The sequence below is a fragment of the Fastidiosibacter lacustris genome, from assembly GCF_003428155.1.
In the GTDB taxonomy this organism is placed as follows: Bacteria; Pseudomonadota; Gammaproteobacteria; order Francisellales; family Francisellaceae; genus Caedibacter; species Caedibacter lacustris.
Genome location: NZ_QLIR01000002.1, coordinates 53,788 through 65,577, shown reverse-complemented (window position 1 = coordinate 65,577; position 11,790 = coordinate 53,788). Strand labels below are relative to the sequence as shown.

The window sequence follows — 11,790 nt, the reverse complement described above, 5'->3', positions numbered from 1 at the left end:
TTTAATAATTAATATAAAATGCTTATTAACAACTTCTTAATTTTAGAGAACTGATATATCTTGTGATTCTCAAGATTGATCAATGCATGCTAACGCTATTGCTTACAATATTTATCAAAGTCAAATTTATTCACTTCCAAGCCTTTGTTAAAAGCCGAAATTAGCTTAACCGATAAAAAATTACTTTTTCCTGCGATCAAATAATGCGTTTGCATATCAGCAGCAAATGCTTTTGCAAAAAGCATATTTGCAGATTTATCAACGTTTTTCATGTTCTTCATAGCATCATCACCTGCATAAACCGCTATGACTTGCTTGTTTTTTAATTGATTAAAACAATCTTGCATCGTTGGTGTCGTAATACGCATAGCTTTGTTTGCTTCAAACATGCTTTTCATCTGACCATAGGCACCATAACCTTGTGGAATACAAACCTTTTGACCATTAAGCTTGGTAAAGTCAATTAACTTATCTTTTTGTTCAGTTAACGCCCAAATATAGGCTTGCTTAGTATATAAAATATCACTGTACAAATAATCCTTGGCACGCTCTTTTGTGTAACTCCATGGAAACGAAACAACAGCAGATTTTGTATAATTTAAACTTTTTAATGCCACGCTCCATGGTAACCAGCGTATCTCTCCAAGCTCAATACCTTGACTCTTAAATACTTTTGTCACAAAACGTGTCAAGCAACCATTATCTGTTTGCCCCTTATCAATGTAGGGGTAGTAATAATCACCCAAAGCATAATCCACACTGATTTTATTATTTTCTTTTGCATATAGAAGTGTGCTCGTTAGTGTCAATAAAACAAGGGTTGTAGCAATTTTCATAAACAAACTCCATATTTGCATTTTTTACAAAGCTCTTAAAAAATATACGAAACCCCAAACCGAAAACTATTTAATGAGAGTACTTTCGAACTTGAGAATAAATGATCGTATTCTAAATTTAAACCAATTCCATTGGTAAACAAATAACCCACTTCCGCACCAAATCGAGGGGCAACTGTATTCCGTATGCTATTACTTGCTGCTCCAGCTGGGGTAGATTGACTATTTTTGACGTATGCTATACCTGCTTTACCTGTAACGCTAAACCCAGATTGGAACAAATATTTTGCTCTTAGCATTGTATTTATATTCCAGCTCTTATAGTTAACAGAATCTTTTGACACTTTACCATCATAGTTAAAGCCAAATTCAAATCCAGCCAAAAATCCTTTCAAGAAATGCCAATCATAACCTGCCTTCATACCACCGGCAGCTGATATGCCTTTACCATCTATATTTGATGCTCCAACAGTTGCTCCAACGAAGAAACCAGCATACTCATAAGGCAAAATTCTAGGTGAAGGTGGCACAACCGCATAATTAAACTGCTCGGGGAAAGTCAAATCATAAATAAGCTTTTTTGTTTTAGGATTATAAATTTTAATATGACTAGAAGGCTGATTGATTACAACGTATCCTTGTTGCCACAAAATGATCGGTGTATTAGCATCACCTAGTTGATCTACTAAAATAATTGGCATGTTATCATTTGTTACGGTTGGAGGAAAACGAATATATGTCTTCTCATTATCAACAAAAGCAAGGAAAGGCTTATAGGTTGAATCCGATGAAATCGTGTTTACTTGAAAGTTAAACTTAGCTGAGGGCAGTGATACTTCACCTGCAAATACAACAGCTGCACTCATAACAACAAACGTCGATAAAATAACGGTTTTTTTCCACATAAATCTTAAACGTATAATACCAAGCAGTCTCGCAAGTATAGACATAATGCTTTCAAGTTAAAATAAAACTCTACCAGATTTTACAATGATTATGGATAATTATTTTTTATGGTTTGCAACCTATTGACCTCATGCTTTTTTTTATTACCATTCGATAGTGAGAAAGGGAGATGACCTTTCTTCATTGGTTTAATTTAGTTCAGAAAGGAAAAGCAACATGAAAAGGACAATATACAGCGTCGCAGCATTAATCACATTTAGCACTATTCATTATGCCTATGCGGGGATAGACCACACAGGAATGGTTAACGATAATAGCGATTATCCTGCCTCATATCTTCGAAATCAAAATGCATACCGTCTTCATCAAAATCAAACAGTAACTGGTTACATCAACGATTTCAGAAATATCAATTTTATGGAGTACTACATCAAATTATATCCAGATGCTCTTGAGCCTTTTGCGGTCTTTCACGGTGTAACTTCAGAGCAGGCTAAAGAAGCAGGTCAATATGATTTTGATTTTGGTTCGGTGAAAGGGAATAATTCTCTAATGAGCTTGGATGAATTTAAGGAATTGGTGAAAGAACAAATTTCTACAGATCATCCAGGTTTTTCTCGCTTAATGGCAATGTCACAGGAGGAGTTTCTTAAAAAAGCCGAAATAGCAGATTATATTTTAAATCTTCCAAGCAATAGTGACAGTAATAAGGATAATGTACTGGGAAAGTCTCATAGGACTATTTCTAATCCTTTTAATGAAAATTCTACATGCTAGAAAGTATGCCCAACCTTTTGCGTACTACCCCTACTTATGTTGTGATACATCCCTGGGATATACTTGGAGTAATTGCCTCAATCATCACTAAGAAATCAGCTAACTCATCATTACATGGGTGAAGGTAACGTTATCCTTCTCTAATCAAAATAACTAATTTTACAACAGGCTTTCATACTGAAAACTTATTTACTCTTATAAACTACCTTAATCAAGCTTAAACAGTACAAAGCTGACAAACCAACAATGACATAAACTATTTTTTGCCCTACTGCTGAATTACTAAAAATAGTTGCAATAATATTAAAGTTAAATACCGCAAAAGTGAACCAATTAAAGCCACCAATAATCGTAAGTAACATCAAAACTGTATTTATAAAACGCATACTTTCTCCTTGAGTACTTCTGTTTACAAAAGCTAAATCCAAAACCACTTTGGTTCAAAATTCTAAAGTACCTCTACTCATAAATTCAATTTATTTTTTATATTTTTATAATATAAGCTCCCGTAAGATGCATTGAATCTAATACTCAAATCAACTATATCTAAAACATTTCAAGGCTTTTGTGCATTATGCAACGCATATAACTAATGATTTACTTAGTAAGTCGTGCAAACAAATCATGTTGATTGGCTTGTATAATCTCAACATTCACAAACAAACCCTTAGAAAGCTGTTTGTTACTGATATTGTCAATAATCACAACGCCATCGACCTCTGGTGCATCATATTGCGTGCGTGCAAGTGCAATACCTTCATCATGACGGATTTCATCAATAATAACTTTTTGTACACTACCAATATGACGTTTAAGACGTTTGGCACTTATTTTAGATTGCACCAACATAAAACGCTCTAAACGCGTTTGCTTTATTTCTTCTGCAACTAGACCTGGTAAATCGTTTGCTTGAGCACCTTCAACCTCCGAATAGCTAAAGCAACCTACGCGATCAAGCTCTGCTTCTTCCAGGAAAGCTAAAAGTTCTTCAAATTCTTGCTCAGTTTCTCCAGGAAAACCAACAATAAAAGTACTACGAATTGTAAGATCAGGACACATTTCACGCCAACGCTTAATGGTAGCAAGTGTATTGGTTGCATTGGCTGGACGCTTCATAAGCTTTAGAATACGTGCTGAGGCATGTTGAAAGGGAATGTCTAAATATGGTGCAATCTTACCTTCTGCCATTAAAGGGATAACTTTATCGACATGAGGATAAGGGTAAACGTAATGCATCCGCACCCATACCCCTAGCGTTGATAGTGCTTGCGCTAAATCAACAAAACGACTTTGATACACTTCATCGTTCCACTTTGCTTGTTCATATTTAATATCCACCCCATAAGCACTGGTATCTTGAGAGATAATTAACAATTCCTTAACACCTGCATTGACTAGGCGTTTTGCTTCCATCATCACATCATCAATCCTACGTGACTTTAGCTTACCACGAATATCTGGAATAATGCAGAAAGTACAACTATTGTTACAACCCTCTGATATCTTTAAATATGCATAATGACGTGGTGTAAGCTTAATCCCCTGTGCTGGCACAAGAGAGGTAAAGGCATGATGTTCAATTGGCAAATGCTTATGCACTGCTTTTATCAAGTTTTCATAATCTTGTGGACCTGAAACACCCAATACATCAGGATATCTTTCTAAAATCATCTCGGACTTTTTGCCAGGACACCCTGTAACCAGCACTTTGCCATTTTCATCCAAAGCCTCTTTAATTGCATCAAGTGATTCCTCAATTGCTGAGTTCAAAAAGCCACATGTATTGACAACAACTAAGTCTGCGTTGGCATAGTCAGCTGCGATTTCATAACCATCTGTTTTAAGCTTGGTAATAATACGTTCAGAATCAACTAAATTTTTAGGGCAGCCTAAGCTCAAAAAACCTACTTTTGGCATATGTAATTGCATATTTAACCTTCTTTAAAAAAATGAGGCGTACAAATAAATGACACCTCGTTTAAGAACTATCTGCGATATTGTAACTGGAATGGATTTTGATCAAAACAAATATTTTTAAAAGAATTACAATTCAGCTCAACAACAAGTACTTTTTCACCAATTTCGACACTGTCAACAACTTGACCTCTATCATCTATAATCGCAGAATTACCATGCGAAAGCATATTTGCATCTTCATGAAAACCACTTTGATTAGCTGCTAAAATCATCGTACTGTTTTCCAATGCACGGGTTTTCAATAACATAGTCCAAGCGTGTACACCCAAATCACTACCCATCGCCGCACTTAATACAAATACATCAGCGCCTTGCCTCTTGAGGTAACGAAAAATTTCTGGACAAAATATGTCATACGTTGTGCTAAGTCCAATGTTCGCAAACGGTGTTTGAACAATTTTGACAAACTCTCCATACTCTTGGTTTTGCAACAACATATGCGTCCATTGAAACACAGCAGGTAACGTAGGTGGTAATTGGTAATATACTTCTATTAAATTTCCCAAGTCATTGTAAACGACCGTAGCCAAATAATATTTTAACTTACTATATTCAGATACGATGGGAATCCCACTGGCAATAATCCAAACGTCATTCTCGCGACTTAATTTTTGAATATAATCCTGTATTCTTCCTTCACCTAAAACCTCCTTATTGATGTCATAATCAGTTGCGTTAACAGAAAAAAGAGTACATCTATCAGGAAAAATAATAAGCTTAGCACCTGCACTTGCTGCACGCTCAACCATGCGCTTCAACGTCAATAAATTAATACCCACTGCCAGACAAGAGCTCATTTGAATTACTGCTGCTTTGACCATAGCATCCTCACTTTATTATCCTTGACTGGTTTGAGTATATAACGTACTCAAATAACAATAAAGAGCGTTCTCCTCACTTATATGCTATTTTAACAGGATATAAGTTTTGTTTAAGACTCTCTGAAAGCTCTATAATATCGGTTGATGAGAAAAGATAAGGCACATAAATTACTTTCGGTGAATCATCAATGAAAAAATATATACTATTTAAGGCGTTGTTAACTTTTATGTACTTGACTAAAAGCAGGTATAGCTATAGTTTTAATGATCTCACCATTTTCAGTTACTATCTGGAGCCTAGCAGGAATAATCTTGTTCATATGAGCATGGTCTCTATAAAACTCCTAAAAATAAACAAAAAATTGACACATTTTACAATAGTCCGATAGCTATAAATCTGCTAATCTGACTGTCGTAGAATTTGATAACAATTTGGAGTTAATCATTCATGAGTCGTTTTGATAATATCAACATGGATAATCTATGGAATGAAGAGCAGGATAATTTCAGCAATGAGCAGTACTATTCGCTTTTGATTGAGCAATATAAGATCTATGTTGAAATGGCAGATCGTGCGAGCTTTCGCCGTATTTCAATTAATCTATTCTTCTTGATTACTAACATCGCTATTGTTGGAATCATGGCACTTGGCATTAGTCGATCAAGCGCTGAGTTGTCGCTTGGGCTATTGGTTTTACCACTATTAGGCTTACTTGCTATTTGCTACTGCTGGTGGCGTGTAGTGCGTTTTTATCGCCACACAGTCAATATTAAAGAACAAGTGATTGGCGCACTGGAGAAGCGTCTGCCATCTAGTCCTATCTTTTCAGCAGAGAGGGTTACTGCTATGCAAAAAGGTTCATTTACACCACTTAAGCGCATTGAAACTTATATGCCTTTTGTTTTTATCTTGCTTTATATTGGTATTTACATTTATCTAGTAGTCGCTTGGAGTTAAAACATGACAGTAACTATCCAATCAAATCAATTAGCTGAGCTGAAATCACGCTATCAAGGTTTTTTAAAACAAAACCTGAAATTAGACATGACGCGTGGCAAACCCTGCCCTCAACAGTTGAGTTTATCAGATGATTTATTACATAACTTAAACCATAAGGATGTTGTGATCGCCCCCGATTACCGTAACTACAGCCCGCCTGATTTACTCACAGGATTACCACAAATGAAAGCGGTATTTGCCAAAGTGCTTAACATTAAACCGGAACAAATTATTATTGGTGGGAACTCGTCTTTGAATTTAATGTATGACACCATTATCAAAGCACTGGTTCACAAGTTACCCAACGAGCAGCAAAGCTGGTCAGAGCAAGGTAAAATCAAGTTTTTATGTCCTACGCCTGGCTATGATCGCCACTTTGCTATTTGTGAGTCTTTTGGCATCGACATGATTTCCGTACCCTTAACAGGTTCAGGTCCTAATATGGACAAGGTTGAAGCACTTGTTAAAGCAGATAAGAACATCAAGGGAATGTGGTGTGTTCCCAAATATAGCAACCCAACTGGTGAGAGTTATAGCGATGAAGTAATTAAACGTTTAGCTTATATGCAAACCGCTGCCAGTGACTTTAGAATCATGTGGGATAATGCCTATGCCGTTCATCACCTAAATATCGATGATCCTGTAGAAATTTTAAATATCCTTGATGTGTGTGAACAGGCTGGCAACCCTAATCGAGCGTTTATGTTTGCTTCAACCTCTAAGGTTACCTACGCTGGTGCGGGTGTTGCAATTGTTGCAGCTAACAAAGCAAATATCGATTGGCTAATACATCACTTAAAAGTACAAACGATTGGTCACGACAAAATCAACCAACTTCACCATTTAAAACTTCTACCTGATGAGACTGCCTTTATGGTACACATGGCAAAACATGCTGCACTTTTAAAGCCTAAGTTTGATATTGTAAATGAAGTGTTAACGCATGAACTAGGAGCAGCAGGTAAATTTGCCACTTGGGATAAACCTAAAGGTGGTTATTTTATTAGTTTTAACAGTAAACCTGGGCTTGCCAAAAAAATTGTTCAAATGGCACAAGATGCAGGCGTCAAGCTCACCAGTGCAGGAGCTACTTATCCTTATGGCAAAGACCCTATTGATAGCAACATTCGCATTGCACCTTCATTACCGTCTGTAACTGAACTTAAAAAAGCGACTGAAGTTTTGGCTGTTGTCACCAAAATTGCAAGCTTAGAAGCCCTATAAATATCAGCTTTATTTATTGTCAACTATATTTTCCACATCCATATTCATATAGACCTTGAGACTAAGGACAGTTCATTTATTCTCTACATTATACTCGTAGCCTAGTTGTGCCATAACTGCGTAGCTGATACAATGTGTGCGAGGGTGAAAAAAGGAAATTAGCCATGCTAACTGAAAGGGAAACTGAAATACTGCGGCTGACAGCTGAAGGCTTAGGCTGCAAGGAAATTGCAACTAAGCTTTACCTATCGTCACATACAATAGAATGGCACATAAAGAATCTGAAGAGCAAGCTTAACGCTACAACAATCGCTCATGCAGTCAGCATTGCCTATTATCACGGGATCTTGTATATAAACAGAGGACAGAGGACAGAGGACAGAGGACAGAGGACAGAGGACATAAAAATGCTAATCTGATTCGTATCCGTAAGAAAACAAAAAAATTGGAGATTTTGTGAAAAACACCTGAATTCTGGGGCTGTACTTTCTATCCTTAATTCGAGAAAATTTCCTGCGAAAGCCCAAACACTATTACGACAAGTGCGCAGTTGTTACAAGGTGATTGCCATCTGACAGGGATGACTTTGGTCGTTTGGAGGCTTTCAAGCTTATAAATCGATTGTAGAACATTAATGTGAGGAAGTTTAATCAACACAAACAAAGCAAAATTTATGACCTCATTAATTTTTTATACAGGAGTGGGGCCATTGAAACCTGTAATTAATCTGAGCATAGTTTTCCTGACTGGTCTTATTACCGTTTTTGTTGCAAGTTTCGGCGATGAGATCGCAGCATTTACCTTTTCTTTTGCACAGGTGAATCAACAGTCGATGGAAAACCTTTCCTTTTTGATGTCTGCGACTTTAATCGGGAGCCTGTGTGCCGCACCAGTAGCCATGCTACTTTTGCGAAATTTTGAAGTGATGCAGATATTGATTGCCATATTCTGCATAAGCATACTTGCCTTAATTATCAGTGCAAATTTCCCTATAAGCTATGTGTTTTATGCTGCTGCTTTTCTTATGGGAATGGTCAGTGGCATTTTCTGGTCAGTCCTGTCTATCGTTATCCCTAGTTATTTTAAACATGATCGCCTAGCTGATATTAATAAATTCGTGCAATCTATCAGAAATGCTGGCTATATCAGTGCCCCATTTCTAGCGGGCATATTAACCGCTTTTTTCGGGGCAACTTGGAGTTTGGGATTAGTTAGTATTCTTTTTATCGTTGCCATCCCCTGCTCTCTACTATCAGTTGGCAGATTGGCGAAAACGGTCAATATTAAGCCTCATAGTGGCAATCAAGCAGGGAAGAAAATTATTTGGCCACAAGTTTTACGCTTTTTTCAGTTGCCAGGAATGAAAATCACTTTACTGCCATTGATCGTTACGATCTGTACCACCTCAACTTTCAATGTTGCATTTATGTACTTGTTGCTTATCAATCTTCATTACAGCCAGGCTACCTATGGACTTATCGTTTCTGCCATTAGTATTGGCTTGATGATAGGTCCTATTGTGTTGACGTCATGGGCAAAAAAGCACGGCATGGGGTTTGCAGCCTGCATGGCTGCCACTACAGTCGGTTTTTCGGTATGCTTATCGGGCGCTTATCAGTCCATTCCCTGGTTATATGTCGTTCTTCTTATCCTGGGAATGGCCAATGGGCTTCAAAACGTTCTGATGTCTACCTTTGTCATGCAGATTGTCCCTGCTGAAGCGCGCCAACAGCTTATGCCAACTCATATCTTCATTATCCAGGCATCCGTGCTAACTGGCTTTATCATCGCAGGACAAGTTCCTGTGGCATCAGCAAGACTGCTGCTTATTATTGCTGGCATTATTGCTATCAGTGCTGGACTGATTGGTGCTGCAGGTAATCTGGTCTTATATAAAAAAGAGGAGCTACCCTACCAATGAATTGCAATCTATCTCAATTAGAACCATTATTCTGCAAACACACAGGCGCCTACCCTGCACTTGTTGCTGAGTTCTGCATAAATTCTCTCAACGACATGCCAAAATCGATTTACAAAATAGTAAAGGCACGTAAGCCTGAGTTATTAGATCAAAACCCATGGCTTGAAGCATATCATGGAGTTTTAAAGCCAAGGCTTCACCGTAATGCTAAACTCTATCATGGTGCACGCTCTATTCTAAGACGGGATGTCCAGTCAACTTCTCTTGTCATTAATAGCCAAGCTGGTTTTTTTGCTGAATTAGATGGACTGTCAGAAAACAATATAGAAGCCCTCCGAACTTACCAGGCATTATCTGATTTTAAGGATACATCTCTGGCAATTTGTTTGCTTCGTTACAAGCTTTTTGAAATAAACGACATAGACGATCTGCACGGTCCAAACAATGATTGCATATACAAGTTGGAACACGGCAGTGAGTTGATTGATGCTAATAATCGCTACATTATTCGGAATAAGTTATCTGGCGTAGCTTTTTTTATTGATTATGAGCTAACGGGCTTGCTAATGAAATACCACCACCTTCATGTATACCCCCAAGATGCTCAATATACGGTATGTGCGAACCTTTGCGCACATGGCATTTTAAGAAGGATAGCAAAATAGAATAATGAGAGAAAAAACGATGGAACTAATAAGACCAGGCATGGGGACAGAAAACGCTTTGGAGATTATCGCTGTGATGATCAAAATGGCAAGACCGCTATCTATCCTTGAAGTGGGAGCAGGTGATTCAACCGTAGCAATTGCCGATGCCATAGTAGCAGCCAAGGCAGAATATCTTGCTGATAAAGAGCTTGCCCATAATACAGAATGGGCAGAAAGGAGCGAGTTACTGATCCCTCATGCAGCAACTTCTGTATATGAACCGAAATTTATTTCTATTGATAATTTCTCAGCACCTGGATGCTCCGCTGCTCAAGCATGGAATACACTCAACACAGCAAAATATGCAGCCTTGTCAGTAAAGACGATAAACTGTGATTTCCACAATCTTTCCCTCCAGTTTTTTGACGACAATCTATTTGACTTTATTTGGTTAGATGCGGGAAGCCTCGTTGATGATATAAGATTCATCGGAAAACTATGGTCGCGTTTAGCAGCAGGAGGCTTCATGGTCTTCCATGACCCATATTTCACTGTGCCTGTACAAGAACAAACAACACAGCACCAGAAATTGGCCATGATACGCACACCATTATGGGAATTTATCAATAAAAGCAATATAAAGCACGTGGATATTTTGAGCATTCCTGAAATGCATAAATATAGGCAAACTGGTCTAGGGATAATAAGAAAACACCATCAGTGGGAAGAAAACAGACGGGAACTATTTCAAGAGGAGATGAGTACTATTGGCTTGGCACCAGTAAGGTTCCGAGCAACAAGCCTATTGTCCGAAACACTTGAACAACGAAATGAACTCACACGCAAACTAATGCTGTTAAAAAATCAAAGTATCCGTTCTGTTTATTGTGCGGTAGCACTAGGGATAAGCGAGCTGAGCGAGATTCAACGTACAGTGAAATTAGACAAAGAAAAAGTACTCCGCCTGTTAGCAAAACTCATGGATGCCCAGATGATTAGGTTGCAAGATGGCGGTTATTTTGAAAATCCGCAGTTATGGGAAACGCTTGTACACACAAGTGCAAACGACAGAATGTTTAACGAATTCAGCGACACCAAGCTAGAAGAAGCAAAATACCTTGATTTAATTGTTTCTTATCTGCAACCGCAAAAAACATATAATGAACATGAGATATCCAGCTATTGCGCATGTTTCACCGATGATTTTGCCCGTTTACGCCGAAAGTTAGTAGATAGCAAAAGGCTAATTAGGAAAGATGGCATTTACCAGCGTATATAGCCTTATGCTCAGGAACGTGATGCACTGTGATGAAGTCTGACTAAATATAATACAAACCATTCAAAGAGCCATTAGTTATTTTTCTCTGTACACGAAGAAAAAATTGCAAAATGCCGCTAGGAGTATTTCAGAAATGGCTAGTTGTTGAGATAGTTACTAATAGAGCAGGGATTAGAGAGATGATAAACATTGTGCACTCAGCTGAGCTAGATCCTTTTGGTAAGCCACATCCATTGCCATATCTAAACTGTGTAAGGGCTATTGTAGATATTTGTACAGTTTTTGAAGACTCAGTTACAGGAGCTCTTTCTGGGAAGGCCGCAGGAATGGAGGTTATTGTTGTCCCTAAGAATAAAAATTATGTAGAACACAAATTTTCATTTTGAGACGCCATTTTAACTT

General features: G+C 37.8%; 13 protein-coding genes. 8 read left to right on the top strand and 5 right to left on the bottom strand.

Annotation, left to right across the window (positions count from 1 at the left end):
* Positions 1 to 95: 95 nt before the first annotated feature.
* Both DNJ77_RS01590 and DNJ77_RS01585 read right to left on the bottom strand, forming a co-directional pair.
* Positions 96 to 836 (bottom strand): substrate-binding periplasmic protein, encoded by a 741-nt coding sequence (locus DNJ77_RS01590; protein ID WP_157966547.1) that lies wholly within the window; start codon positions 834 to 836, stop codon positions 96 to 98.
* Between the two features lie 35 nt (positions 837 to 871).
* Entirely contained in the window at positions 872 to 1,786 is a 915-nt protein-coding gene (locus DNJ77_RS01585; RefSeq protein ID WP_116963248.1) for an outer membrane protein, read from the bottom strand.
* Between the two features lie 172 nt (positions 1,787 to 1,958).
* Between DNJ77_RS01585 and DNJ77_RS01580 the strand changes: the two genes are divergently transcribed.
* Positions 1,959 to 2,519: a hypothetical protein gene (locus DNJ77_RS01580; RefSeq protein ID WP_116963247.1), complete on the top strand. Its 561-nt coding sequence runs from the start codon at positions 1,959 to 1,961 to the stop codon at positions 2,517 to 2,519.
* A gap of 185 nt (positions 2,520 to 2,704) precedes the next feature.
* Here DNJ77_RS01580 and DNJ77_RS01575 read toward each other — a convergent pair whose 3' ends face one another.
* The 3 genes from DNJ77_RS01575 to DNJ77_RS01565 all read right to left on the bottom strand — a co-directional run bounded on the left by DNJ77_RS01575 (position 2,705) and on the right by DNJ77_RS01565 (position 5,317).
* The gene (locus DNJ77_RS01575) at positions 2,705 to 2,905 is read right to left on the bottom strand and encodes a DUF378 domain-containing protein (protein ID WP_116963246.1); all 201 of its coding nucleotides are present in this window, start codon (positions 2,903 to 2,905) and stop codon (positions 2,705 to 2,707) included.
* Positions 2,906 to 3,116: 211 nt separating this feature from the next.
* Positions 3,117 to 4,448 carry a 30S ribosomal protein S12 methylthiotransferase RimO gene (gene rimO, locus DNJ77_RS01570; RefSeq protein WP_116963245.1) on the bottom strand — a complete coding sequence of 444 codons (1,332 nt, stop codon included), beginning with the start codon at positions 4,446 to 4,448 and terminating at the stop codon, positions 3,117 to 3,119.
* Positions 4,449 to 4,504: 56 nt separating this feature from the next.
* Positions 4,505 to 5,317 carry a nitrilase-related carbon-nitrogen hydrolase gene (locus DNJ77_RS01565; RefSeq protein WP_116963244.1) on the bottom strand — a complete coding sequence of 271 codons (813 nt, stop codon included), beginning with the start codon at positions 5,315 to 5,317 and terminating at the stop codon, positions 4,505 to 4,507.
* A gap of 448 nt (positions 5,318 to 5,765) precedes the next feature.
* Between DNJ77_RS01565 and DNJ77_RS01560 the strand changes: the two genes are divergently transcribed.
* From DNJ77_RS01560 to DNJ77_RS01530, 7 genes are all read left to right on the top strand, one after another.
* Positions 5,766 to 6,275 (top strand): RipA family octameric membrane protein, encoded by a 510-nt coding sequence (locus DNJ77_RS01560; protein ID WP_116963243.1) that lies wholly within the window; start codon positions 5,766 to 5,768, stop codon positions 6,273 to 6,275.
* Positions 6,276 to 6,278: 3 nt separating this feature from the next.
* On the top strand, positions 6,279 to 7,541 hold the full coding sequence (locus DNJ77_RS01555) for an aspartate aminotransferase type Ic (protein ID WP_116963242.1): 1,263 nt from the start codon (positions 6,279 to 6,281) through the stop codon (positions 7,539 to 7,541).
* Positions 7,542 to 7,705: 164 nt separating this feature from the next.
* Positions 7,706 to 7,960, top strand: coding sequence for a response regulator transcription factor (locus DNJ77_RS10200; RefSeq protein ID WP_116963241.1), 255 nt, complete (start codon positions 7,706 to 7,708; stop codon positions 7,958 to 7,960).
* A gap of 254 nt (positions 7,961 to 8,214) precedes the next feature.
* The gene (locus DNJ77_RS01545; RefSeq protein ID WP_116963240.1) at positions 8,215 to 9,462 is read left to right on the top strand and encodes an MFS transporter; all 1,248 of its coding nucleotides are present in this window, start codon (positions 8,215 to 8,217) and stop codon (positions 9,460 to 9,462) included.
* Positions 9,459 to 10,127, top strand: a complete 669-nt coding sequence (locus tag DNJ77_RS01540; protein WP_116963239.1) for a hypothetical protein — start codon at positions 9,459 to 9,461, stop codon at positions 10,125 to 10,127. Before DNJ77_RS01545 ends, DNJ77_RS01540 begins: the two co-directional genes overlap by 4 nt.
* Before the next feature lie 4 nt (positions 10,128 to 10,131).
* Positions 10,132 to 11,388 carry a DUF2087 domain-containing protein gene (locus DNJ77_RS01535; protein ID WP_116963238.1) on the top strand — a complete coding sequence of 419 codons (1,257 nt, stop codon included), beginning with the start codon at positions 10,132 to 10,134 and terminating at the stop codon, positions 11,386 to 11,388.
* Positions 11,389 to 11,498: 110 nt separating this feature from the next.
* Positions 11,499 to 11,774 (top strand): HAD family hydrolase, encoded by a 276-nt coding sequence (locus DNJ77_RS01530; protein WP_116963237.1) that lies wholly within the window; start codon positions 11,499 to 11,501, stop codon positions 11,772 to 11,774.
* Positions 11,775 to 11,790 lie beyond the last annotated feature (16 nt).